This is a genomic window from Paractinoplanes rhizophilus (assembly GCF_042664765.1).
GTDB classification, from domain to species: domain Bacteria; phylum Actinomycetota; class Actinomycetes; order Mycobacteriales; family Micromonosporaceae; genus Actinoplanes; species Actinoplanes rhizophilus.
The window spans coordinates 795090-817642 of sequence record NZ_JBHTBJ010000001.1 but is presented as its reverse complement, the minus strand read 5'-3'; the positions used below and the strand labels follow the sequence as shown (position 1 = coordinate 817642).

At 71.8% G+C, this 22553-nt stretch carries 24 protein-coding genes; 13 read left to right on the top strand and 11 right to left on the bottom strand.

The genetic code is table 11. The features are described 5' to 3' along the window. Positions 1 to 37: 37 nt before the first annotated feature. Positions 38 to 523: a glutathione peroxidase gene (locus tag ACFQS1_RS03715; protein WP_378964562.1), complete on the bottom strand. Its 486-nt coding sequence runs from the start codon at positions 521 to 523 to the stop codon at positions 38 to 40. A 49-nt stretch (positions 524 to 572) separates the two neighbouring features. On the opposite strand from ACFQS1_RS03715, the gene ACFQS1_RS03710 reads away from it, so the two are divergent. After that, entirely contained in the window at positions 573 to 1790 is a 1218-nt protein-coding gene (locus ACFQS1_RS03710; protein ID WP_378964561.1) for a serine/threonine-protein kinase, read from the top strand. A 180-nt stretch (positions 1791 to 1970) separates the two neighbouring features. Further along, on the top strand, positions 1971 to 2975 hold the full coding sequence (locus ACFQS1_RS03705; protein WP_378964560.1) for a TauD/TfdA family dioxygenase: 1005 nt from the start codon (positions 1971 to 1973) through the stop codon (positions 2973 to 2975). Here ACFQS1_RS03705 and ACFQS1_RS03700 read toward each other — a convergent pair. The 3 genes from ACFQS1_RS03700 to wrbA all read right to left on the bottom strand — a co-directional run bounded on the left by ACFQS1_RS03700 (position 2871) and on the right by wrbA (position 6201). Next, a complete protein-coding gene (locus tag ACFQS1_RS03700; protein WP_378964559.1) occupies positions 2871 to 3899 on the bottom strand; it encodes a DUF6879 family protein in 1029 nt (342 codons plus the stop codon). The genes ACFQS1_RS03705 and ACFQS1_RS03700 overlap by 105 nt on opposite strands. Before the next feature lie 269 nt (positions 3900 to 4168). After that, positions 4169 to 5566, bottom strand: a complete 1398-nt coding sequence (locus tag ACFQS1_RS03695) for an MFS transporter (RefSeq protein WP_378964558.1) — start codon at positions 5564 to 5566, stop codon at positions 4169 to 4171. 2 nt (positions 5567 to 5568) lie between these two features. Beyond that, the gene (wrbA, locus tag ACFQS1_RS03690; RefSeq protein WP_378964556.1) at positions 5569 to 6201 is read right to left on the bottom strand and encodes an NAD(P)H:quinone oxidoreductase; all 633 of its coding nucleotides are present in this window, start codon (positions 6199 to 6201) and stop codon (positions 5569 to 5571) included. A 117-nt stretch (positions 6202 to 6318) separates the two neighbouring features. Between wrbA and ACFQS1_RS03685 the strand changes: the two genes are divergently transcribed. Next, positions 6319 to 6786, top strand: coding sequence for a MarR family winged helix-turn-helix transcriptional regulator (locus ACFQS1_RS03685; RefSeq protein ID WP_378964555.1), 468 nt, complete (start codon positions 6319 to 6321; stop codon positions 6784 to 6786). A gap of 50 nt (positions 6787 to 6836) precedes the next feature. On the opposite strand, the gene ACFQS1_RS03680 is transcribed toward ACFQS1_RS03685, so the two are convergent. Both ACFQS1_RS03680 and ACFQS1_RS03675 read right to left on the bottom strand, forming a co-directional pair. Continuing rightward, on the bottom strand, positions 6837 to 7397 hold the full coding sequence (locus ACFQS1_RS03680; RefSeq protein WP_378964553.1) for a Uma2 family endonuclease: 561 nt from the start codon (positions 7395 to 7397) through the stop codon (positions 6837 to 6839). 30 nt (positions 7398 to 7427) lie between these two features. Next, complete coding sequence (locus ACFQS1_RS03675; protein ID WP_378964552.1) at positions 7428 to 7958, bottom strand: hypothetical protein; 531 nt, start codon at positions 7956 to 7958, stop codon at positions 7428 to 7430. Positions 7959 to 8095: 137 nt separating this feature from the next. On the opposite strand from ACFQS1_RS03675, the gene rph reads away from it, so the two are divergent. From rph to ACFQS1_RS03655, 4 genes are all read left to right on the top strand, one after another. After that, a complete protein-coding gene (rph, locus tag ACFQS1_RS03670) occupies positions 8096 to 10681 on the top strand; it encodes a rifamycin-inactivating phosphotransferase (protein ID WP_378964550.1) in 2586 nt (861 codons plus the stop codon). 45 nt (positions 10682 to 10726) lie between these two features. Further along, positions 10727 to 11413 carry an HAD family hydrolase gene (locus tag ACFQS1_RS03665; RefSeq protein WP_378964549.1) on the top strand — a complete coding sequence of 229 codons (687 nt, stop codon included), beginning with the start codon at positions 10727 to 10729 and terminating at the stop codon, positions 11411 to 11413. Positions 11414 to 11478: 65 nt separating this feature from the next. After that, complete coding sequence (locus ACFQS1_RS03660) at positions 11479 to 11808, top strand: tryptophan-rich sensory protein (protein WP_378964548.1); 330 nt, start codon at positions 11479 to 11481, stop codon at positions 11806 to 11808. Beyond that, positions 11751 to 11948, top strand: a complete 198-nt coding sequence (locus ACFQS1_RS03655) for a tryptophan-rich sensory protein (protein WP_378964547.1) — start codon at positions 11751 to 11753, stop codon at positions 11946 to 11948. Before ACFQS1_RS03660 ends, ACFQS1_RS03655 begins: the two co-directional genes overlap by 58 nt. Positions 11949 to 12025: 77 nt before the next feature. Here the strand turns inward: ACFQS1_RS03655 and ACFQS1_RS03650 are convergent, their stop codons facing one another. The 3 genes from ACFQS1_RS03650 to ACFQS1_RS03640 form a co-directional block, all read right to left on the bottom strand. Then, the gene (locus ACFQS1_RS03650; RefSeq protein ID WP_378964546.1) at positions 12026 to 13141 is read right to left on the bottom strand and encodes an aminotransferase-like domain-containing protein; all 1116 of its coding nucleotides are present in this window, start codon (positions 13139 to 13141) and stop codon (positions 12026 to 12028) included. Positions 13142 to 13352: 211 nt separating this feature from the next. Then, positions 13353 to 13586, bottom strand: a complete 234-nt coding sequence (locus ACFQS1_RS03645; protein WP_378964545.1) for a type II toxin-antitoxin system antitoxin — start codon at positions 13584 to 13586, stop codon at positions 13353 to 13355. Positions 13587 to 13598: 12 nt separating this feature from the next. Then, complete coding sequence (locus ACFQS1_RS03640) at positions 13599 to 14480, bottom strand: SPFH domain-containing protein (protein ID WP_378964543.1); 882 nt, start codon at positions 14478 to 14480, stop codon at positions 13599 to 13601. A 63-nt stretch (positions 14481 to 14543) separates the two neighbouring features. On the opposite strand from ACFQS1_RS03640, the gene ACFQS1_RS03635 reads away from it, so the two are divergent. The 4 genes from ACFQS1_RS03635 (at position 14544) to ACFQS1_RS03620 (ending at position 18585) form a co-directional block, all read left to right on the top strand. Next, entirely contained in the window at positions 14544 to 15461 is a 918-nt protein-coding gene (locus ACFQS1_RS03635) for an ABC transporter ATP-binding protein (RefSeq protein ID WP_378964542.1), read from the top strand. After that, on the top strand, positions 15458 to 16627 hold the full coding sequence (locus ACFQS1_RS03630; protein WP_378964540.1) for an ABC transporter permease: 1170 nt from the start codon (positions 15458 to 15460) through the stop codon (positions 16625 to 16627). Before ACFQS1_RS03635 ends, ACFQS1_RS03630 begins: the two co-directional genes overlap by 4 nt. A 124-nt stretch (positions 16628 to 16751) precedes the next feature. Beyond that, positions 16752 to 17270, top strand: coding sequence for a CBS domain-containing protein (locus ACFQS1_RS03625; protein ID WP_378964539.1), 519 nt, complete (start codon positions 16752 to 16754; stop codon positions 17268 to 17270). Positions 17271 to 17301: 31 nt separating this feature from the next. Then, positions 17302 to 18585 carry an ArsB/NhaD family transporter gene (locus ACFQS1_RS03620; RefSeq protein ID WP_378964538.1) on the top strand — a complete coding sequence of 428 codons (1284 nt, stop codon included), beginning with the start codon at positions 17302 to 17304 and terminating at the stop codon, positions 18583 to 18585. Positions 18586 to 18940: 355 nt separating this feature from the next. Here the strand turns inward: ACFQS1_RS03620 and ACFQS1_RS03615 are convergent, their stop codons facing one another. Both ACFQS1_RS03615 and ACFQS1_RS03610 read right to left on the bottom strand, forming a co-directional pair. Beyond that, positions 18941 to 19585, bottom strand: a complete 645-nt coding sequence (locus tag ACFQS1_RS03615) for a response regulator (RefSeq protein WP_378964537.1) — start codon at positions 19583 to 19585, stop codon at positions 18941 to 18943. Continuing rightward, positions 19582 to 20622 carry a sensor histidine kinase gene (locus ACFQS1_RS03610; protein WP_378964536.1) on the bottom strand — a complete coding sequence of 347 codons (1041 nt, stop codon included), beginning with the start codon at positions 20620 to 20622 and terminating at the stop codon, positions 19582 to 19584. Before ACFQS1_RS03610 ends, ACFQS1_RS03615 begins: the two co-directional genes overlap by 4 nt. Positions 20623 to 20732: 110 nt before the next feature. On the opposite strand from ACFQS1_RS03610, the gene ACFQS1_RS03605 reads away from it, so the two are divergent. Together ACFQS1_RS03605 and ACFQS1_RS03600 are read left to right on the top strand one after the other, a co-directional pair. Then, entirely contained in the window at positions 20733 to 21035 is a 303-nt protein-coding gene (locus ACFQS1_RS03605; RefSeq protein WP_378964534.1) for a potassium transporter TrkA, read from the top strand. Between the two features lie 52 nt (positions 21036 to 21087). Continuing rightward, positions 21088 to 22443 (top strand): FAD-binding oxidoreductase, encoded by a 1356-nt coding sequence (locus ACFQS1_RS03600; RefSeq protein ID WP_378964533.1) that lies wholly within the window; start codon positions 21088 to 21090, stop codon positions 22441 to 22443. The last annotated feature ends 110 nt before the right edge of the window (positions 22444 to 22553 follow it).

Sequence of the window (22553 nt, the reverse complement as noted above, 5' to 3'; positions counted from 1 at the left end):
GGGTCGCCGCACGGGCCGGCGCCCTCGGGACCCGGTGTCAGGCCGGCAGGGCCGCCTCGATCGCGGTGACCACCGACTCGTCCTCGGGCTCGGTGCGCGGGCCGAACCGTACGATCGTGCCGTCCGGCCCGACCAGGAACTTCTCGAAGTTCCAGCGGATGTCGCCGGTGTATCCCTCGGCGTCCGGCACGGTCACCAGCTCGGCGTACAGCGGGTGCCGGCGGTCGCCGTTGACCTCGATCTTCTCGGTGAGCGGGAAGGTCACGCCGTAGGTGGCCGAGCAGAACTCGGCGATCTCGTCGGCGGTACCCGGCTCCTGGCCGCCGAACTGGTTGCACGGGACGCCGAGGACGGTGAAGCCGCGCCCCGCGTACCGCTCCTGCAGTCGCTCGAGGCCGTTGTACTGCGGCGTCAGGCCGCACTTGGACGCCACGTTCACCACGAGGGTGGCGACTCCGGGCCGGGGGCCGAGCTCGATCGAGGGATCGGTCCCGCCGGGGATCGTCACGTCGAAAATCGTCATGAAGATCAGAGTAGTGCGCCGGGTTTGCCGCCGATCCCGGTGGATATGAATGCCGGTTGTGGAGATCGGGCGAATGATCGCCGGGCGTTACCGCCTGGACAAGCAGCTGGGCCGCGGCGGGATGTCGGTGGTCTGGCGGGCCGACGACGAGGTTCTCGGCCGTCAGGTGGCGGTCAAGGTGCTTTCCGCCGAGCTCGCCGGCAAGCCGTCGCTGCGCGACCGCATCCGCGACGAGGCCCGCACCGCGGCCGGCCTGCGGCACCCCGGCATCGTCTCGGTCTTCGACTACGGTGAGTTCGCCGAGGACGGGCGGACTCTCTCGTACGTCGTGATGGAGCTGGTCGACGGCTGCTCGCTGGCTGATCGGCTGGCCGCCGGCGGCGCGCTGCCCTGGCCGGAGGCGGTGTCGGTCGGCGCCCGGGTAGCGGCCGCGCTCGCCGCCGCCCACGCCGACGGGATCGTGCACCGCGACGTCAAGCCGGCCAACGTCATGGTCACCTCCGGCGGTGTGAAGCTGGTCGACTTCGGCATCTCCGCCGCGGTCGGCGACCTCGACGGCCCCGGCGGCGAGCTGCTCGGCACGCCCGCTTACCTCGCGCCCGAGCGGGTCGAGGGCAGCCCGGTACGCCCCGCGACCGACGTCTATGCGCTCGGCCTGCTGCTGTACGTGGCGATCGCCGGCCGGATGCCGTGGGACGCGTCGACCGCCACGCAGATGCTCAAGGCGCACGTCTACACCGATCCGGCGCCGCTGCCGAAGGTGCCCGGCCTCCCCTCCGAGGTCGGCCGCATCCTGTCGCGCTGCCTGGCGAAGCGCCCCGGCGACCGCCCGTCGGCGGCCGAGGTGCGGCGTGCCCTGGACGAAACGGCCGCCGACGACGGCCCCACGCTGCCCCTGCAGTTCGCCCGCGTCCGTGGCCGCCGCCCGGCCGCGGCCGGCATTGCCGCCCTGCTGCTGGCGGCCGGCGGCGGCGGTTGGTGGTTGCACGACAGCGTGAACACCCCGGCCGGCGCCGCATGCGCCGCGACCCAGACCTGCGCGGCGGCGAACACCCACCAGCCGGCCTCGCCGTCGGCTACCGCGCCGACCGCGAGCCCGCGACCCTCGGCTCCTCCGGTCAAGATCGAGATCGTGGTGCAGCGGACCGCGCAAAAGGCGCGGACCACGGCCGCCGCCGCGCCGGCCGCCCACGCGCCGGCCGGCCCGGCGAAGGCGAAGGACAAGGCGAAGGGAAAGTCCAAGGCCAAGCCACCGAAGCCCAAGTAGCCGACCGGAGAACGCATCCGTTCAAACGCAGGGCCATCGCACCTATATGCGCGCCTCGGTGAAGTTGCCGGGCGGCTGCATCAATGGACGCCGTTCAGCGTAAGGTTTGGTGAAAACCTGACGGACCGCTTTGTCCGTTTCGTTGTGCAGCTTCGGTGTGAAGATCAGCGGAGGACAGCGGTGTCTGAGAACGCGGTGCGGCCGATCAAGCGAGTGCAGCTGTCGCCGTCCGACGGTGCTACCGTGCGTAGCCTGGCAAGCAGCGTCCTTTCCGGGGTCCCCGGCGAGTCACCCGCTGACCGGCTCCGTCGCTTGGCGTTACTGAGCCAGGAACTGCCGGTGGCTCTGCGCCGCACGCTGGTCGATTTCCGTCTCTCCGGCGCGGCCGGCATTGTGCTCAGCGGGCTTCCCTTGGTCGACGCCGACCTCGGCAGCAGCCCGCCGGTCGCCGAGACGGCGCCGAGTCGCAACGAACCCGCTCGAGCCGATGCCATGCTGCTGCTCGTCGCGTCGTTCCTCGGCTATCCAATCTCGCAGGCCGGAGTGGACGACGGTAAGCTCGTGCGAGACATCAGTCCGATGCCCGGCCACGAGACGACCCAGCTCGGCTCCAGTTCATCAGGGGAGCTAATGTGGCACAACGAAGATGCCTACCATCCGTTGCGACCCGATTGGATTTGTCTGCTGTGCCTGCGGAATCCTGACCGGACGGCGACGAGCTTCATCCCGATCTCCGACGTGCCGATCGACGAACCCACCCGCTCGCTGCTGTTCCAGCGGCGCTTCCACATCGAGCCCGACTCGTCGAACGTGAGCAGCGCCGCGGCCCCCAAACCTCAAGCCGTCGCCGTGCTGACCGGCGACCGGCGCAGGCCGTTCGTCCGCCTCGATCCCGCATTCATGATCCGTGACTCCGCGGACGGTGCGGCGTGCGAGGCGCTGGAGACCGTGATCAAGGCGGTCGACGAGCGTCTCCAGGATGTACGACTGGCGCCGGGCGAGCTTCTCATCATTGACAACCTTCGCAGTGTTCACGGGCGGCGCGCCTTCACGGCGCGCTATGACGGTCGTGACCGGTGGCTACGGGTCGTCCACGCGGCGGCCGACCTGCGTCGTTCCGAGGGATTCCGCGTTGGTGATCACGGGCGTGCGGTTATCGCCGACGCCGGACTGCTGGAGCGGTGAGGCTCTGCGCCAAAGCTCGTTGAACCGATCGACACGATGCCTGGTGGTGTCCTCGTCGAGCACGATGCGCGTGGTGAGCCGCCACGGCGCGCCAGGTACCTCGCGAGTGACCGGTGTCGTGTCGTAGCAGAGCTGTTCATCGAAGATGACGAAGTCGGACAGGCCGCCGTCCTGTCCCGCCTCATTGCCTTCGATGTAGCGGACGTCTACCCCGGCACTGCGCTGCATGGCGAGGATGTGGCGCACGTCCGGATCGAAAATTAGTTCGGGCGACTCGACGATGAAGACGCGCCGGATCTTCACGCCGCGGCGGACCGCGTCGCGCTGCAGGTCGAGATAGCGCGCGCCGAGATCGCTCAACCAGAAGCCGGCCTCGAACCCCATGTTGATGGTGGTCCAGCTGGTTGCTAGCAGAGATTTCCGCAAACCCCGCGTCAGCGCCAGCATGAGCTCTCGATCCTCGCCGTCGTAAAAGATCTCGTGCCCCTCGGACAGCGACTGCAACAGGTTGGCCAGCCGTTTGGTCTCGCTTGCGGCGAGAGATTCCACCAGCGGCAACGCGGTCGGCCCAATGTGCGCCGACCGGCGGATCAGCTGCATGAGCAGATCACGCGGGATGGCCGACTGCTCGATCTCGCTCATCAGCTCGGTCGCCTCGTTGACGCCGGCGAAGCCGCGCTGGATCATGCGCTCCAAACCCGCCACGACCGTTTGCTGAATGCGTTCGGACTCGTCCAGACGACGTTCGACGTCGATCAGATACTGGACCAGGAGCGCGACGCCGCCGATGACGATGGTTACGACCAGCTGATCGGCGAGGCTGACGTCGAGAACCTTGTCGAGCAGTCCGGTCACGCTGAAGCTGAGGAAACCGGCCAGCAACGTCCAGGCGATTTTGCGCAGGAGGTTCGTGCGATGCGCCATGCGGGGTGCCCCCTCTCACCCCGATGGTAGCGACGTCAACCAATGCGTGGTGTCTCTCCGTAGCGCGGACTAAGCGGACAGTTATCGTGCGTTGCCCAAGTTCGAAAGCTGAAACCCAAGCCGCCGAAGCACAAATAGCCGAGCGGCGGTCACCGCCAACCGAGCCGGCAGACGGCCGCGATGGTGAAGAACAGCCCGGTCTTGATGACTGTCTTTCCTCGTCCCGGCGTGCCTCGGGGAGCGATTGTCGAACAGGGTCGGCATGACGATCAGCCCGCATCCGTCGACGGTGGCCGGCGGCGGGCCAGCGCGGCCGCCGCGAGGACCGTCAGGCCGACGGCCAGGGCGAGGGCGACGCGCATCCCGCCGACGGCGAATCCCGAGCCGGCCCAGACGAGGGTGGCCAGCGCCGGCCCGAGCGCGATGCCGAGCTGCCGGGCGAGGTTGACCGACGCCGATGTGGTGCCCAGCAGGTCGGGCGGTGACTGGGACATGGCCATGGTCTGGGCCGGTCCGAGGGCGAGCCCGAGACCGGCGCCCGTCACCGCGAGGCGCCAGACCAGGTCGGTGGTGGTCCAACCCGGGTCGAGCGGGACGAGCAGAGCGGTCCCGGCGATCACCACGCCGAGGCCGGCGAGGGCCGTCGGCCGGGCACCCCACCGGTCGGCCAGAATCCCGCCGGCCGGGGCCACGACGACCTGCGCGGCCGGCAGTGCCAGCAGGATGGATCCGGTGGTGCCGGCCGAGGCCTGCAGCGCCTGGTGCAGGTAGAACGGCACCAGGAACTGCACGAGCAGCAAGCCGGCGAAGACGGTCAGCATCGCCACGTGCAGCGCGGCCATGCCCGGCCGGCGTACCAGGTCGATCACTGCCCGGCTGGCCGGGAGCCGCGTCCAGACCGCCACGAACGGCACGGCGACGACGGTCAGGGCGAGCCAGGCCAGCCCATGGCCGGCGCTCAGGAACAGCGACAGCATCAGGGTGGCGGCGGCGGCCCCGAGCGTCGCGAACTCCCACACCGCATCCCGGTCGGGCGCGCGGAGCGGCCGGCCGGCCGGTGCCTGGGCCCACGAGATCCCGATCAGCAGGACGCTGATCGGCAGGTTGACGTAGAAGATCCACGGCCATCCCGCGGCTTGGGTGAGGTACCCGCCCGCGGTGGGACCGCAGAGGGCGCCGAGCGACCCCAGGGTCGCCACGACGGCCATGGCGCGACCCCGGGCCGCGGGCCGCACGGCGCCGGCGGCCAGGCTGAACGCTTGGGCGATCATCAGCGCCGCGAAGATTCCCTGTCCGGCCCGGGCGGCGATCAGCCAGCCCAGACCGGGCGCGAGCCCGGCGGCGAGGCTGCTGACGGCGAATCCGGCGACGGCGAAGACGAGGGCGGGTCGGGCGCCGACCCGATCCAGCCAGCGCCCCGCGGGCAGGCTGACCGCGATCATCGGCAGCAGGAAAGCCAGCAGCACCCACTCGGCCGCTCCGGCGCCGAAGCCCAGGCCGGCCCGCATGGTGGGCAGCGCGGTGGTGACGACGAAGGTGTCGAACTGGGCCAGGAAGATCAGCAACGCCGCCCCGACGACCAGCCACCAGCGGTTGGGCCCGGCTGCGGCGGAGGCGGAGTCGGCGTCGGACCGGTTCGGATGGGCTCGTGATCTGGTAGTGGACATGGTCAGCGCCCGCTCGCGGCCAGCGCCGATCGCGGCGAGACCAACCGGCTCGCGATGTCGACGAGGCGACGGCCCTGATAGCGGGCCGCCTCCAGGGTCGCCGCGGAGGGCAGCTCGTTCGCGCCGCTGATGAACGAGGTCCCGTACGGATTGCCGCCCGCCGCGTACACCAGGGGATCGGTGTAGCCGGGCGCGACGATGACGGATCCCCAATGGATGAACACGCTGTTGAGCGAGGCCAGCGTGGTCTCGTTGCCGCCGTGGGTGTTGTGCGCCGCGGTGAACGCGGTGACCGGCTTGTCGACGAACACGCCTTCGCGCCACAGCCCGGCGGTGCTGTCGAGGAAATGCTTGAGCTGCGCGGAGACATTGCCGAAGCGGGTCGGCGTGCCGAACGCGTAGGCATCCGCCCACTCCAGGTCGTCGAGCGTGGCCTCCGGAACAGCGGTCGCGACGGTGTCGAGGCGCTCCGGCCGGATGGCATCGGCGTTGATCGCGGCCTCCGGCACGAGCTCCGGGACGCGCCGTAACCGCACGTCCGCTCCCGCGGCGGTCGCGCCGTGCGCCACGGCCTGGGCGAGCCGGTGCACGCCGCCGGTGGCGCTGTAGTAGATGACCGAGACCTTCACTGACATTGAGATCAGCCCCTGAGTGAAGTAGGGTAATAGTTAGGCGCATAACGTTATGCGCCTAACTATCTGCCGTCAAGCTATCTACCGTCAAGCCATCTACGGTCAAGGGAGCCGGCCGCCATGGACAGTGCGCAGGCCCACGCGTTGAACTCGGCGATCCGGGCGCTCACCCTGCGCCACCGCGCGCGAGCGGCCGAGCTGCTCGCAGAGCTCGGGCTGCATCCGGGTCAGGAGTTCGTGCTCATGGCGCTGGCGGCCAAGGGGCCTCAGGTGCAGCGCCGGCTGGCCGAAGAGATCGGTTGCGAGCCGCCCACCATCACGCACATGGTCCGCAAGCTCGAGGCGGCCGGCCACATCGCTCGCGTGCCGTCCGCCGACGACCGCCGGGCGACCATCGTGGAACTGACGCCGCAGGGCCGGGGGCTGCTGGGCCGCCTGGACGAGGTGTGGCTGACGCTGGCCGCGGAGACCGTCGCGGGAATCGCCGGGACGAGTCCGGGCCAGATCATCGACCTGCTGAGGGACATGGCGGCGAACCTGCGCCCGGCCGGCGACGCGGCGGTGCTCGAGCCCCCGCACGCGATCTGACCGGCTGCGCCGCGATCGGCGCGCCGCGTCGGCGCCGGTGCGGCAGCGTGTCAGTCGAGGTGGTCGCTGGGGCTGGTCTGCAGCAGCCAGGCCAGCGGCATCTTCGCGCGTTCCGCGTAGGTGGCGTCCGAGGAGAGTTGATACAGAGTCACCGTCTGGGCATCGTCGCGGTCGACGACCCAGTACTGCGGGATGCCCGCCGCGGCGTATTCGCGACGCTTGGTGACCTCGTCCATGGCCTCGGACCCCGGCGAGACGATCTCCACGACGAGGAGCAGGTCGGCGACCGACAGCCAGACCGCGCGCGGCGGCGCCTTGCTCCAGACGCTGATGTCCGGGATGCGGCCTCCGTCTCGTCCCGGGCCGGGCCCGGGAATACGGATGCCCGCGACCTGGAGCACCTGATCAGCAGGCCAGCCGGCCATGAGCAACCAGGCGAACAGCCGACTTGCGATCTGCGCATGCTCCGAGTCGGCGGGCGGCATGACGGACAGCACTCCCTCAGGACTGGTCTCGTATCGGTGACCGTTCGGATCCGCGGCGTTCATGGCCGCCAGGTCGTCGAGCGTCACCATGGCAGGCATGTGCATCCCCACGGTTTCCGCGCTCATGGGCACATCGTACGAGATCAGGCAGCGACCTCAATGCGTGTACGGCTCCAGGCAGCCGAACTCCGCGCCCGCGCCGGTGACCTCGACCAGCAGCCGGTCCGGGCGGACGTCGCCGATCACGCAGCCGGCGTCGGGGAAGTGCACGGCGAACACCGCGCCCGGTGGGGTCCGCATCTCAGTCACCTGCACGTCGTCCGGCGGGAGACCCAGCCCGAGCAGGGCGTCGCGGGTGGACGCGGGCGCGAAGTCGCCGGCGGTGCGCAACGCGGCCAGCTTCGGGCGGATGCGGGCGGCCAGGGCGTCCCCGGTGCGCTGCTCGTCCGGGGTCAGCTCGTGGCGCTGCTTCCAGCCGTTGTTCTCGGCCTGGTGCGGCGCGCCGTCGCCGGGCGGCAGAGTCTGCTCGGGCAGGGCGGCAGAGGCGGCGGCAGAGGGGGAGGCGGCGGAGGCGGGTGACGACGTGCTGGGCGAGGGGAGTGGCGCGGTGTCGCCGTCTCGAGTGCCGGGCTGGGCGCAGCCGGCGAGGGCCAGGCCGAGCACCGCGGCCGGGAGCCACCTTCGCATGATCGGCATCGTAGAGGGCGGAGTCCACCCTCTCCTCCCACTCCAACATATAACACATGGGGTGGCTTGCGGCAAGGCCGGTGTCATAGCGCAGAATCGTCCACCGGAGCCACGACCTGCGACTATGGGGGACCTTTATGACCGGGCAGTATGTGCTGGACCTGCGGGACGTCGGCGAGGCGCAGGTGGCCGTCGTCGGCGGCAAGGCGGCGAACCTCGGGGAACTGGCGCGCGTCGAAGGCGTACGTGTGCCGCCCGGATTTTGCCTGACGACCGCGGCCTTCCAGCGGATCCTGAGCGACGCGCCCGCGCTCGACGACCAGCTGGATCGGCTGTCGCGGGTGGCTCCGGGGGACCGGACGGCGATCGCCGGGCTGAGCGCGGAAGTCCGGCGGACGATCGAGGAAACGCCGATCCCGGGCGACCTGGCGGAGGAGGTCACCGCGGCGCTGGCCGAGCGGGGCGAGGCGGCCTACGCGGTGCGGTCCAGCGCGACGGCCGAGGACATGCCGACGGCGTCGTTCGCGGGGCAGCAGGACACGTATCTGAACGTCGTGGGGCCGTCCTCGGTCCTCGAGCACGCGCGGCGGTGCTGGGCGTCGCTGTTCACCGAGCGGGCGGTGATCTACCGGCTGCGGAACGGCTTCGACCACCGGAAGGTCCACATGGCCGTGGTGGTGCAGCAGATGGTGTTCCCGCAGGCGTCCGGCATCTTGTTCACCGCCGATCCGGTCTCCGGCAATCGCCGGGTGGCCACGGTGGACGCGGGGTTCGGGCTCGGTGAGGCGCTGGTGTCCGGCCTGGTCAACCCGGATGTCTACCGGGTGCGCGACGGCGCGATCGTCGACCGGATGATCGCGGCCAAGCAGCGCAGCATCGAGGCGGCGCCGGACGGCGGCACGAGGACCACCGAGATCGACCCGCGACGGCAGGAGCAGCCCGCGCTGACCGACGTGCAGGTCGTCGACCTCGTACGGCTCGCCCGGCGGATCGAAGCCCACTTCGGGCGCCCGCAGGACATCGAGTGGTGCCTGAGCGGCGACGGCTTCGCCATCGTGCAGAGCCGGCCGATCACCACGCTGTTTCCCGTTCCGGAGAGCGGCGACGAGGAGAACCGGGTCTATCTCTCCACCGGCCACCAGCAGATGATGACCGACGCCATGAAGCCGCTGGGCATCTCCATCTGGAAGCTGACCGCGATGGCGACGTTCCACGAGGCCGGCGCGCGGCTGTTCGTGGATGTCACCCGCCAGCTGGCCGCGCCGGCGACGCGCGCGGGCTTCCTCGACCTGATCGGCCGCGGCGACCCGCTGTTCCGGGACGCGCTGGAGACGCTCATCGCCCGGGGTTTCGTCCGGGAGGCGCCGGATCCCCAGCCGGCCGCGGCGCCGCCGCGCCGGGAGGTCGCCCCGATCGCCACCAACCCGGCCATCGTGGCCGAGCTGATCGCGCGCAGCCGGGCGTCGCTCGCCGCCCTGAAGCGCGGCATCGCGGGCAAGACCGGGCCGGCGCTGTTCGAGTACCTGACGGAGGCCTTCGCCGAGCACAAGCGGGTGCTCACCGACCCGCTGAGCATGCAGGCGATCATGGCGGGCATGCAGGCCACCTGGTGGCTCAACGATCATCTGCGGGAGTGGCTGGGCGAGAAGAACGCGGCCGACACGCTCACCCTCTCCGCCCCCGACAACATCACCTCCGAGATGGGGCTCGCGCTGCTCGACGTCGCCGACGCGATCCGGCCGTACCCGGAGGTGGTGGCGTTCCTGGAGGGCGTCGCGGACGACGGATTCCTGGAGGAGCTGCCGAAGCTCGCGGGCGGGGCCGAGGCGCGCGACGCGATCGAGGACTACCTCGGGAAATACGGCATGCGCTGCGCCGGCGAGATCGACATCACCCGGCCGCGCTGGAGCGAGCGTCCGACCACGCTCGTGCCGCTGATCCTCGACAACATCAGGCTCTTCGAGCCGGGCGCGGCCACCCGGCGCTTCGAGGAAGGCCGCCGGGCGGCCGAGAAGAAGCGGCAGGAGGTCCTGGAACGCTTGCGGTCGCTGCCGGGTGGCGATCAAAAAGCAGAGGAGATCGTACGGATGATCGAGCGCCTCCGGACCTTCACCGGCTACCGTGAGTACCCGAAGTACGACATCGTCAGCCGCTACTTCGTCTACAAGCAGGCGCTGCTCGCCGAGGCCGAGCGCCTCGTGGCCGGCGGCCTGCTGGCCGAGAAGGAGGACATCTTCTACCTGACCTTCGATGAACTGCGCACCGGCCGGCCGGACGCCGGGCTGATCCGGCGGCGCAACGAGGAGTTCCGGTCCTACCAGGCGCTCACCCCGCCCCGGGTGCTCACCTCCGAGGGCGAGGTGCTCGACGGGGCCTACCGGCGCGACGACGCCCCGGCCGGCGCCCTGGTCGGCCTGCCGGTCTCGGCCGGCGTCGTCGAGGGCCGGGCCCGGGTCATCCACGACATGGCCGAGGCCGACCTGGAAGCCGGCGACATCCTGGTCACCGCGTACACCGATCCCAGTTGGTCCCCGCTGTTCGTCGCGATCGCCGGCCTGGTCACCGAGGTGGGCGGGCAGATGACGCACGGCGCGGTGATCGCCCGCGAGTTCGGCCTGCCGGCCGTGGTCGGCGTGGCGGGGGCGACCCGCTCGATCGCCGACGGGCAGCGGATCCGCGTGCACGGCTCGGACGGTTACGTCGAGATCCTGCCCAGCGCCTGACGCAGGAACCTCGACGATCGGCCCGGCGACGTAGAGTGGGCCGTCGTGACCGCTTCGACGCCCCGCTTCGCCGCCGTGCTCTTCGACTGCGACGGCGTGCTCGTCGACTCCGAGCCGATCACCAACGGCGTCCTGCGCACCATGCTGATCGAGCTGGGCTGGGACATCTCCGAGCGGACCTGCGTCGAGCTGTTCGTCGGCCGGGCGCTGCGGGACGAATGGGCGGTGATCCTCGAGAACACCGGGTTCCGGATCGACGACGCCTGGCTGGCGGCCTTCCGCGACCGGCGGGACGCGGCCCTGCGCGCGCAGCTCGTCCCGATCGTCGGCGCCCAGGAGGCGGTCCGGTTCGTGGCCGCGCTGCTGGGCGACCGGTTCGCCTGCGTTTCCGGCGCCGACCGGGGCAAGATCGAGATGCAGCTCAAGATCGCCGGGTTGGACCGGTACTTCGGCAACCGGGTCTTCAGCGGCATGGAGGTGCCGCGGAGCAAGCCCGCTCCCGACGTCTACCTGGCCGCCGCGCGGGCGCTGCGGGCCGACCCGGCCGCGGCGGTGGTGATCGAGGACTCGGTCGCCGGCGTCACGGCCGGGGTCGCCGCCGGCGCGACGGTTCTCGGCTTCGCGCCCCCGGGCCCGGCCCACGCGACGCCGGAGGTGTTGCGCGCGGCCGGGGCGAGCGTGATCTTCACGAGGATGTCGGAGCTGCCGGGTCTGATCGCGCACCCGGCGTAGGCGAACTGCCGGTGGCCGCGGTGCGGGCGGGGTGTGGACCACGCCTGGGCGGGTACCGAAGCCGCATGCGACTGCCCACTCTCGTCAAGACCTCGGCCGCGGTGGCCGCCGCGGCGGTGACCGGGTCGCTGGTCACCCGGCCCGACTCGCGCTGGTACCGGTCCCTCGACAAGCCGCGCTGGCAGCCGCCACCGGCCGCGTTCCCGATCGTCTGGACCGCGTTGTACGGCCTGCTCGCCGTCGCCGGTGCGCGGGCCCTGGACCGTGCCCGGGCGCGGAGCGGGCCGGCTTCGCCCGGAGCTTCGGCACGAACCTGGCCCTCAACGCCGGCTGGACGGTGGTCTTCTTCGGCGCGAAGGCGCCGCGCGCCGCGCTGGCCGAGATCGCGCTGCTGAACGCGTCCAACCTGGGCCTGCTGAACCGGGCCTGGCGCCTCGACCGGCCGGCCGCGGCCGCGATCGCCCCGTACGTGGTGTGGACCGGGTTCGCCACCGCGCTGACCGCGTCGATCGCGGCGCGCAACCCGGGCCGGTAGCAGCAGGTCCGCCGCGGCAGCCGGGCGCGGCAGTCAGGAAGGCCGGGCCGTCGCATGCCGAGCGGCGCCCGCTGGGATCACCGGCTGTCCGCCAGGGCGGCGCCGAGCCGAGCCGCGGCCTCCGTCAGGTCGGCGGGTGCCAGGTGCGAGAAGCTGAGCCGGATGCGGTCCGCGCCGCCGGCGCCGTCGACGTAGAAGCGCGACCCGGGCACGAACGACGTGCCCCGCCGCTCGGCTCGAGCCAGCAGCCGGGTGGCCGCCAGGCCGGGCGGCAGCGCGACCCAGAGGAACCACCCGCCGCCCGGCGCGGTGACCGGCAGGTGCGGGCGCAGGGCCGCGACCAGGGCGTCCCGCTGGGCGCGATACTCGGCGCGGATCACGGCGACGTGCCGGTCGTACGCGCCGGACGCGACGAAGCAGGACATCGTGGTGGCGACCGCGTGGTTGACGCCACCGCCGCTGTCCACATATCCCAGCGCGGTGAGGCGAGCGATCAGCGGGGGAGCGGCGTTGACCCAGCCCAGGCGCAGGCCGGGCGCGACCGTCTTGGCGAAGGTGCCGAGCCGGACGACGCCGTCGCCGCCGGCCAGATCCCACAGCGAGGGCGGCGCCGGGCCGTCGTATCCCAGCTCGCGGTAGGTGTCGTCCTCCAGCAGCGTCAGGCCGCTCCGCTGGGCAAGGGCGACGAGGGCGCGCCGCCGGTCGAGCGGCAGGCTCCGGCCGGTCGGGTTGGCGAACGTCGGCACCAGATACAGCAGCGGGACGCGGCGGCCCTCGGCGCGCAGCGTGGCGAGCATGCGGGTCAGGGCGTCGGGGTCCGCTCCGGCCGCGTCGGCGGGGGCCCGCATCAGCCGGGCGCCGGTGTCGGCGAGGATCCGGAACGCCAGGTGATAGGTGGGGGAGTCGACCAGGATCACGTCGTCCCGCCCGGCCAGCAGCGAGGCCACCAGCGCCAGGCCGTGCGAGGCGCCGCCCGTGACGAACGTCCGGCCGGCGGCGGTGCGCAGGCGCGCGCTCAGCCACTCCACCAGCGGGGCCGGGCCGGCCGCGGACCCGTACGTGAGCTGCCGCCAGCCGAATTCCCGGGCCGCGACGGCGCCGGCCGCGGCCCATTCCTGGACGGGCAGCAGGCCGGGACGCGGATGCCCCCACCCCAGATCGAGGATGCCGGGCCGGTGCTCGAACTGAATCATCGGAACCGATCTCAGCCTACGCTCCGGGGATGGCCGCCGTTTTCGCGTACGGGTCGCGGGACGCCCGGGAGGGCAACTACCGGCGCATCGGTGTCGAGGTCGACGGGTTCGGCCGGCCTGCCGGCGCCGTCACCCCTGCCGGCGCCGGTCGTCGGCCTCAACCGCGTTCGGAGATGACTGTCTGGCCCACGCCGGTCACGAGCCAAGACCATCACGCGGTGGGATCGCCGGCCTCGTCCGGCTCGCCGGGTGCGTTCCGGCTCGGGCGGCCGGGGCGGCGCATCCGCTTGGCGTTGCCGGGCAGCCGGCCCTCGGCCTGCAGCGCCTGGCGCAGCAGGTACTCGATCTGCGCGTTGGTGCTGCGCAGCTCGTCGGCCGCCCACCGGGCCAGGGCATCATGCACGGCCGGGTCGAGCCGCAGCAGGATGCTCTTGCGCTCTGCCATCGCCGGCCCGGGTCAGTGGTAGAGCGTGCCGGTGTTGACGACGGGCTGGGTGTCGCGATCGGCGCACAGCACGACGAGCAGGTTGGAGACCATCGCCGCCTTCCGCTCCTCGTCGAGCTCGACGATCGACTCCTCGGACAGCTTGGTCAGCGCCATGTCGACCATGCCGACCGCGCCCTCGACAATCCGCTGGCGCGCCGCCACCACGGCGTTGGCCTGCTGGCGGCGCAGCATCGCCTGGGCGATCTCGGGCGCGTACGCCAGGTGGGACAGCCGGGCCTCGACGATCGTCACCCCGGCCGGCGTGACCCGGGCGCTGATCTCCTCGGCGAGCTTCTGGGTGATCTCGTCGGCGCTGTCCCGCAGCGACGTCTGGCCGGGCTGATGCGCGTCGTACGGGTACGAGTTGGCGATGTGCCGCACGGCCGTCTCGGCCTGGATGGCGACGAACTGCTCGAACTGGTCGACCTCGAACACCGCCTTGGCCGTGTCGCTGACCTGCCACACCACGACGGCGGCGATCTCGATCGGATTGCCGTCGGCGTCGTTGACCTTGGTCACCTCGGTCTGGTGGTTGCGGATGCGGGTGGAGACGCGCCGCCGCGTGGTGAACGGGTTGACCCAGCGCAGCCCGGTGGCCCGGACGCTGCCGGTGTACCGCCCGAGCAGCTGGATCACCCGCGCCTGGCCGGGGGCGACCGGGGTCAGCCCGAGCAGCAGGACGGCGGTGACCGCGATGATCAGGATGCCGGCCACGACCGTGACGTCGGTGCCCTGGGCCATCAGGACGACGCCGACGATGACGACGATCCCGCCGCGCAGGATCGGAATGCCCGGCGCCCCGTCGGCGCGGCGCTCCCGGGTGGTTTCGGCGACGTTGGTTTCGGCGACCATCCTCGTCCCCTCCTTCGCGCGCCGGGGTTGCCCGGCTCCTATCAAAGTGATATCACATTTTGTGTGACACGCCAGTTGGAGATAGATGGGGTCAGCAAGCGCTACGGCGACGTGGTCGCGCTGCAGGGCATCACGTTCGAGGTGCGCGCCGGCGAGATCTTCGGCCTGGTCGGCAGCAACGGCGCCGGCAAGACCACCGCGATGCGCATCGTCCTCGGCGTGCTCGCGGCGGATTCCGGCGCGGTCCGGTGGGACGGCCGGGCGCTCGACCGCGACACCCGCCGCAAGATCGGCTACATGCCCGAGGAGCGCGGGCTCTATCCCCGGATGAAGGTCGCCGAGCAGCTCATCTACCTGACCCGCCTGCACGGCATGTCGCCGGCGGCGGCGCGCGCCTCGGTGGACGACTGGATGGAGCGGCTGGGCGTGGCCGGCCGCCGCGACGACGACGTGATCAAGCTGTCGCTGGGCAACCAGCAGCGCGTCCAGCTGGCCGCCGCGCTCGTGCACGACCCCGAGATCCTGGTTCTCGACGAGCCGTTCTCGGGCCTCGACCCGGTGGCCGTCGACGTGATGAGCGGCGTGCTCCGCGACAAGGCCGACACCGGCGTACCCGTGATGTTCTCCTCTCATCAGCTCGACCTCGTCGAGCGTCTCTGCGACCGGGTCGGCATCGTCCGGCAGGGCCGCATGGTCGCCGCCGGCACGGTCGACGAGCTCCGCGCGGGCGGGCCCGAGGCGCTGATCGTCACGGCGCCGGACGCACCAGCCGGCTGGGCAGCCGGGCTGCCCGGCGTCACCGTTCTCGATCAGTCCGGCGGCAGCACCCGCCTGACCCTCGACGACGGCGCCGACGACCAGGCGGTGCTGCGGGCCGCGCTCGCCACCGGGCCGGTGCGCGAGTTCGCCCGCAGCCGCCCGTCCCTGACCGACCTGTTCCGGCACATCGTCAGCGCGCCCACCGAGGGAGAAGCAGCATGATCTGGCTGATCGCCGGCCGGGAGATCGGCACCCGGCTGCGCTCCAAGGCCTTCCGCGTCGCCACCGTGGTCAGCGTCCTCATCCTGGTCGCCCTCGGGCTGATCGCGAAGCTCGCCGACAACGGCCCGTCCTATCAGGACGTCGGCATCACCCCCGGCGCGGCCGCGCTCAGCGGCGCGGTCACCTCGACCGCCGCCTCGATCAACGTCGACATCCGCACCCACGACGTCGACGAGGCCACCGGGCGCGCGCAGGTGCGCGACGGCAAGCTGGACGCGCTGCTGATCTCGGACACCTCGCCGGTCCAGGTCGTGGTCAAGACCGAGCTCGACGGCGGGCTCGAGTCGGTGTTGCAGCTGGTGGCCCAGCGCACCGTGCTCGACCAGCAGGTCAAGGACCTCGGCGGCGACCCGGCGAAGGTCGCGGCGTCGGTCTCCGCCGCGACGGTGACCGTCACCGCGCTCACCCCGCCGAAGAAGAGCAACAGTCAGCAGCTGATCCTCGGCATCCTCACCAGCATCCTGATCTACATGGCCCTGCTGCTCAACGGCCAGGCCGTCGCCCAGGGCGTGGTGGAGGAGAAGACCAGCCGGGTCGTGGAGATCATCCTGGCCACCGTCCGGCCCTGGCAGCTGATGGTGGGCAAGGTCCTGGGCCTCGGCGTCGTGGGGCTCATCCAGGTGGCCGTCATCGCCCTCTCCGGCGTCGCCGTCGGCCTCGCCACCGGCTCGCTCGACCTGCACATCAGCGCGGCCCTGAGCACCGTCATCTGGCTGGTCGTCTGGTTCCTGCTCGGCTACACCGCCTATTCGCTGGCCTTCGCCGGGGTCGCCTCGCTGGTCTCCCGGCAGGAGGAGGTGGCCGCGGTGGTGACGCCGGTGATGATGCTGCTGATCGTCGGCTACGTCATCGGCATCTCGATCCTGCCCGCCAACCCGGACTCCGGGTTCGTGGCGGTGCTGTCGCTGATCCCGGTCTTCGCGCCCACCCTGATGCCGGTCCGGCTGGCGCTCGGCGTGGTGCCGGCCTGGCAGGCCGCGGTGTCCCTGGCCGGCATCATCGTGGTCATCCCGCTGCTGCTCTGGATCGCCTCCCGCATCTACAGCAACGCCGTGCTGCGCAGCGGCGCCCGGGTCCGGCTGCGCGACGCCTGGCGGGCCGCCTGAGCCAGGCTGGGAGTGCATGGCGGCACCCACCCGAAATGGGTTCCGGCACGGATGGAGGGCGGACGCCCTCGGCACGAGACTGGAGAGAACCGATCTTCAGACCCGCGTGCGGAGGTAGCCGACCATGAGTGCAGCGGATACGCGGGCCCGGCTGTTCGGCGGCCGGATCGAATGGGCAGGTCTCATGCAAGCACGCGACATCGCGGTGCAGGTTCCCACGGTCACCGTCGACGACCCGGTCGCGCGGGCGGTGCAGGTGATGGCGGTCGGCCGGCTGCCGGGGCTCATCGTCGTGGACAACGACGACCGGCCCCGCCTGGTGCTGCCGGGCACCCAGGTGCTGCGCCTGGCCGTGCCCGGGTCGTACCAGGAGGACGCCGCGCTGGTGCGGACGATCGACGAGCATCATGCCGACCGGTTCTGGTCGGAGCTCGGCGAGCGCACCGTCGGCGACTGCGTGCCCCGCCCGGCCCCCCGGCCCGTCACCGTCCAGGCCGACGCCACCCTGCTCGAGGTCGCGGCGATCATGGCCCGGCAGCACAGCCCGCTCGTCGCCGTCGTGCACGCCGACGGCAAGCTCATCGGCGCGATCACGCTCGATCGCCTGATCACGAGCCTGGCGGTGTTCGGTCCGGACGAATGAGCGGCGCACAGTCCGGCCGGGCGGGTGACCGGTGAGCGCGGCCCTCGCCCTGGCGATCTTCGTGGTCGCCTTCGCGCTCATCGCCTCGGAACGCGTCGACAAGGTCAAGGTCGTCCTCATCGCCTCCGGCGCCATGGCGGCGCTGCGGCTGATCCCGGGCGCGGAGGTCTTCCACTCCGAGCACGAGGGCATCGACTGGAACGTCATCTTCCTGCTGTTCGGCATGATGATCATCGTTGGGATCATCCGGCAGACCGGGGTTTTCGACTTCCTGGCGATCTGGGCGGCCAAGCGGGCGCGCGGGCGGCCGTACCGGTTGATGGTGATGTTGATGGTCATCACCGCGATCGCCTCGCCGTTCCTCGACAACGTCACGACCATCATGCTGGTCGTGCCGGTGACGATCGTGGTCTGCGACCGGCTCGGCATCTCCGCGAAGCCCTACCTGATCGCCGAGGTGCTCGCCTCCAACATCGGCGGCGCCGCCACCCTCATCGGCGATCCGCCGAACATCATCATCGGCAGCCGGGCCGGCCTGACCTTCGGCGACTTCCTCGTCCACATGGCGCCGATCGTCACCGTCGTGTTCGTGGTGTTCGTGCTGGCCACCAGGCTGCTGTTCCGCAAGTCGTTCCAGTACAACCCGGACCGGGTCGCCGCCGTGATGGCGCTCAAGGAACGCCGCGCGATCACCGACCCGGCCATGCTGCGCCGCTGCCTGGCCGTGTTCGCCGGGGTGATCGCCGCCTTCGCGCTGCACTCGGTGCTGCACCTGGACGCCTCGATCATCGCGCTGCTCGGCGCCGGGGTGATGCTGCTGGTCACCAAGGCCGACGTCACCGAGACGCTGCGCGAGGTGGAATGGCAGACGCTGGTGTTCTTCGCGGGCCTGTTCGCGATGGTGGCCGGCCTGGTGCACACGGGGGTGATCGAGACGACCGGCAGCTGGGCCGTCGAGGCGTTCGGGGACGACTACTTCGTGGCCGCGACCGTGCTGCTGTTCGGCTCGAGCGTGGTGGGGGCCTTCTTCGACAACATTCCGTACGTCGCCACGATGACCCCGATCGTCGAGGGCCTGGCCGAGGCCGCGCCGGACGCGCAGACCGGCCGGGCGCTGTGGTGGTCGTTCGCGCTGGGCGCGGACTTCGGCGGCAACGGCACCGCGGTGGCGGCCAGCGCCAACGTGGTCGCGCTGGGCATGGCGGCGCGCACCAAGCACCGCATCACGTTCTGGGAGTTCACCAAGTACGGCATCGTCGTGACGGTGTTCAGCACCGCCCTGGCGTGGGGCTACGTCTGGCTGCGCTATTTCTAGACGCCATCGCGGGCGCGGCCCGCGCTCTCGGTTATACCCCCACAAATCACCCAAGATGGTCGCCGCCCCGGGTCCGGCCGGAAGATCTTGATAAATGCCGGTTCTCCGCACGCGGCAACTCATCAAGCCGCCGCCGCCCGCCACGATCCGCCGCGGAAATAAGGCGATAAATCGGGCGAGCGCGGCCCGCGCCGCGCGGCCCGCGCCGGGCAGCGAGCGCCGTCGGCGGGATCTTGGTGACTTCCGGCGCGCGGCGAGCAGCGATTCATCATCCTTGCCCACCGTCACCCCAGCTGCGTCCGACATCACCGCGCCCGCACCGGGACGTGCCGGCCGCGCTTGCGGGCCGCGGCGGTCACGGCTCGATGAGGCCGGCCCGGATGGCGTACCGGGTCAGCTCCAGCCGATCGCGCAGCCCGAGTTTCGCCAGCATGTTGGCGCGGTGCCGCTCGACCGTCTTGACGCTGATCACCAGCAGGTCGGCGATCTGCTTCGAGGAGTGCCCCTCGGCGACCAGCTTGAGGATCTCCTCCTCGCGGTCGGTGATCGCCTTGGCCGGGATCGCCTGGCCGTCGTGCGCCCGCTCGACGAAGTTGCGGATCAGGGCGGTGACCGCGCCCGGGTACAGGAACGGCTCGCCGCGCATGGTCGCCCGGCACGCCTCGACGAGGTCCCGGTCGGCCACCGACTTGAGGACGTAGCCGGACGCGCCGACCCGCAGCGCCTCGAAGAAGAACTGCTCGTTGTCGTACATCGTCAGGATCAGCACCCGCGTGTCGGGCAGTTGCCGGGACAGCTCCCGGGCCGCCTGCAGGCCGGTCATCCGCGGCATGGCGATGTCGAGCACCGCCAGGTCGGGCCGCTCGGCCCGGGCCTTCTCGATCGCCTCGGCGCCGTCGGCCGCCTCGGCCACCACGCACAGGTCCGGCTCGCCGTCGAGGATCAGCCGTACGCCCCGGCGGACCAGCGCGTGGTCGTCGGCCAGCAGAATGCGGATCATGCCGGATCCTCTCGCTCGGCGCCCGGCCCGCGCGGCGACGCGGGCACTCGCAGGCGCACGGTGGTGCCACCGTCGTCGGCGTCGCCCACCGACAGGTCCGCGCCGATCAGCATCGCCCGCTCCCGCATGCCGCGCAGGCCGGCCCCCTCGAGCGCCCCGCCCAGCCCGCGCCCGTCGTCCTCGATCCGCAGCTCCACCCCGCCGCCCGCGCGGCGCAGCGTCAGGCGGGCCTGCCGGGCCCCGGAGTGCCGGGCCACGTTGGTCAGCCCCTCCTGCCCGACCCGGTAGAGGACCAGCTCGGCGTCCCGGCCGAGATCGGGCAGGTCGGGATCGCTCTCGAAGCGGACCTTGACGCCGGACGCGGTGAACTCGGCGGCGAGCGACTTGAGCGCGGTGGCCAGGCCCAGCTCCTCCAGCACGCCCGGACGCAGCCGGCGGGCGATCCGGCGGATCTCGTCGAGGCTGTTGCGGGTGGTCTCCTGCACCTGGAGCAGCTGCTCGCGGACCGCCGGCGGCGACTGGGCGGCCACCCGCTTGAGGTCGAGCAGCACCGCGGTGAGCGTCTGCCCGATCTCGTCGTGCAGCTCCTGGGCGATCCGCCCGCGCTCCTCCTCCTGCGCCGAGAGCGCCCGGCCGGCGCTGATCGCCCGCTCCGCCTCGAGCCGGTCGAGCATGGTGTTGAACGTGCTGATCAGCTCGGCGACGCCGCCCGCGCCGGTCGCGGTCAGCCGGCGGCCCGGCCGCAGCAGGTCGGTGGTGGCCATGGTCCGGGTGAGGCGGGCGAGCGGGGAGAGGCCGATGCGGACGATCGCCGCGTTGATCGCGAGCATCGCGGCGAGGCCGCCGCCGAGGATGAGCGCCTCGCGCACCAGGACCGGGGTGGAGACGGTGACCGGGCCGGCCAGCAGCAACGCGGTCGCGCCGAGCAGCACCGCCGCGTTGAGCAGGAAGATCCGCCAGAACAGGGAATGCCGCATGATCTCCTCGTCGATACCGCCGGCCTTCCAGCGTGCCCGGTCCGCGCCGCGATCGTCCATCCGTGCCGGCACCCATATCCGGTCCGGCGGCGGAATGGGTGTGCGCACCGATGGGCGGCGGCGGCCCGCATCGGTCACGGTGGAATCCGGCTCGACCCGGGAGGCACATCATGATCATTGAACGCGCCGACCTGCCCGGCATCGGCACCGGCTTCGTCGCCGCCACGGCGCGGGACCGCCGTATCGGCGTCGTCGTCCACCGTACCGGCCGCCGGGACCTGGTCGTCTACGATCCGGAGGACCCGGACCGGGTGGCGATCACGGTGACGCTCGACGCCGCCGAGGCCGAGTGCGTGGCCCACCTGCTGACCGGCACGACCGTCGTCGAGCGCCCGGCGCTCTCGGTCGGCACGCCGGCCCGGCGATGGGGCCCGCCACGCACCCGGAGCCGCACCCGTCCGGCCACCGGCTGACCGCTCGTCCGGGAGCATTGCGACGCGTCGGGGCCGATGCGAAGATCCGTCGATGCGCCCCGACCTCACGGCACTTCGCGACAGCTTCCGCGGCGACGTCATCTCCGCCTACGACCCGGGTTTCGAGGCCGCTCGCGTCCTGTTCAACACCCGGATCCGCACCCGTCCCGCGGTGCTGTGCCGCTGCGCCGACACCGCGGACGTCGTGACCGCGGTGCGCTTCGCCCGCGACGCCGGGTTGCCGGTGGCCGTGCGCGGCGGCGGGCATCACGCGAGCGGACTGTCGCTCGTGGACAACGGCGTGGTGATCGACGTCGGCGGGCTGCGGGACATCGCCTTCGACCGGGCGGCCGCGACGGTCACGGCCGGCGCGGGCGCCGGCTGGCGGGAGATCGACCAGCACACGTACGCCGAGGGCCTGGCCGCGCCGGGCGGCGAGTGCCCGACCGTCAGCAACGCGGGGTTCAGCCTCGGCGGCGGTTACGGCCCGCTCAGCCGCCGCTTCGGGCTGGGCTGCGACCACATCGTCGAGGCCGAGCTCGTCGACGCCGGCGGCCGGGTCCTGCGGGTCACCGAGGACGAGCACCCCGACCTGCTGTGGGCGCTGCGCGGGGCGGGCGGCGCGGGTCTCGGCGTGGTGACCCGGCTGCGCTACCGGCTCGACCCGGTGCCGGCCACCATGGTCGGCGGCTTCATCAGCTGGCCGATCGAGCAGGCCGGCGCGGTGCTGCGGCTCTACCGCGACCTGTACGCCGACCGCGACGACGACCGCCTGGCGCTGTGCCTGCTGCTCAGCGCCGACCCGGCCCCCGAGATCTCGCTGTACGGCCTCTACGTCGGCCCGCTGTCCGAGGGACATGAGGCGCTCGCCCCGATCCGGGCGTTCGGCACGCCGTCCGCCGACCACATCGGCGAGCTGTCCTATCCGGACCTCATGCACGCGCTGGGCGAGGAGATCCCGTACGGCCTGCAGTCCCGCTGGACCGGCGGCTACTTCCGCGAGCCCGGCTTCGGCGACGACGCCATCGGCGCCATGGTGGACGCCTTCGCGCGCCGCCCCTCCGCGTACTCGATGGTCCGCTTCGACCTGCTGGCCGGCGGCGCCGTCGCCCGCGTGCCGCCCGGCGCGACCGCGTTCGTGCACCGCTCGGCCGTGCACTACGTCTCGGTGATCTCGCTGTGGCAGCGGGACGAGGACACCGCCGCCAACGTCGCGTGGGCCGACGACCTGGCCGGCGCGCTGCGCCCGCACCTGACCGGCGAGGTCTACCAGAACTACGCCGACACCGGGCTGGCGGATTGGGCGAGCGCCTACTACGGCGCCAACTACCCGCGGCTGCGCCAGGTCAAGGCGCGCTACGACCCGGACGACTTCTTCCACCACGCCCAGAGCATCCGCTTGCCGTGACCCGAGCCGCTGCCGCGCAGGTGACTGCGACCGGCGTCGACCCCAGCGGCACGAGCGGTCCGGCAGATTCGCGATTCTCGCCCTGTTGCCGAGCTCCGGGTGCTGCCATG

Bases quoted from the DNA above. Each gene is read 5' to 3' on its own strand.
- ACFQS1_RS03625 (WP_378964539.1), top strand. From the start codon at position 16,752: ATGAGTGCAGCGGATACGCGGGCCCGGCTGTTCGGCGGCCGGATCGAA.
- ACFQS1_RS03660 (WP_378964548.1), top strand. From the start codon at position 11,479: ATGCGACTGCCCACTCTCGTCAAGACCTCGGCCGCGGTGGCCGCCGCG.
- ACFQS1_RS03680 (WP_378964553.1), bottom strand. From the start codon at position 7,397: ATGAGCGCGGAAACCGTGGGGATGCACATGCCTGCCATGGTGACGCTC.
- ACFQS1_RS03615 (WP_378964537.1), bottom strand. From the start codon at position 19,585: ATGATCCGCATTCTGCTGGCCGACGACCACGCGCTGGTCCGCCGGGGC.
- ACFQS1_RS03700 (WP_378964559.1), bottom strand. From the start codon at position 3,899: ATGGCGCATCGCACGAACCTCCTGCGCAAAATCGCCTGGACGTTGCTG.
- ACFQS1_RS03610 (WP_378964536.1), bottom strand. From the start codon at position 20,622: ATGGACGATCGCGGCGCGGACCGGGCACGCTGGAAGGCCGGCGGTATC.
- ACFQS1_RS03600 (WP_378964533.1), top strand. From the start codon at position 21,088: ATGCGCCCCGACCTCACGGCACTTCGCGACAGCTTCCGCGGCGACGTC.
- ACFQS1_RS03630 (WP_378964540.1), top strand. From the start codon at position 15,458: ATGATCTGGCTGATCGCCGGCCGGGAGATCGGCACCCGGCTGCGCTCC.
- ACFQS1_RS03685 (WP_378964555.1), top strand. From the start codon at position 6,319: ATGGACAGTGCGCAGGCCCACGCGTTGAACTCGGCGATCCGGGCGCTC.
- ACFQS1_RS03695 (WP_378964558.1), bottom strand. From the start codon at position 5,566: ATGTCCACTACCAGATCACGAGCCCATCCGAACCGGTCCGACGCCGAC.
- ACFQS1_RS03715 (WP_378964562.1), bottom strand. From the start codon at position 523: ATGACGATTTTCGACGTGACGATCCCCGGCGGGACCGATCCCTCGATC.
- wrbA (WP_378964556.1), bottom strand. From the start codon at position 6,201: ATGTCAGTGAAGGTCTCGGTCATCTACTACAGCGCCACCGGCGGCGTG.
- ACFQS1_RS03640 (WP_378964543.1), bottom strand. From the start codon at position 14,480: ATGGTCGCCGAAACCAACGTCGCCGAAACCACCCGGGAGCGCCGCGCC.
- ACFQS1_RS03675 (WP_378964552.1), bottom strand. From the start codon at position 7,958: ATGCGAAGGTGGCTCCCGGCCGCGGTGCTCGGCCTGGCCCTCGCCGGC.
- ACFQS1_RS03710 (WP_378964561.1), top strand. From the start codon at position 573: ATGCCGGTTGTGGAGATCGGGCGAATGATCGCCGGGCGTTACCGCCTG.
- ACFQS1_RS03645 (WP_378964545.1), bottom strand. From the start codon at position 13,586: ATGGCAGAGCGCAAGAGCATCCTGCTGCGGCTCGACCCGGCCGTGCAT.
- ACFQS1_RS03650 (WP_378964546.1), bottom strand. From the start codon at position 13,141: ATGATTCAGTTCGAGCACCGGCCCGGCATCCTCGATCTGGGGTGGGGG.
- rph (WP_378964550.1), top strand. From the start codon at position 8,096: ATGACCGGGCAGTATGTGCTGGACCTGCGGGACGTCGGCGAGGCGCAG.
- ACFQS1_RS03605 (WP_378964534.1), top strand. From the start codon at position 20,733: ATGATCATTGAACGCGCCGACCTGCCCGGCATCGGCACCGGCTTCGTC.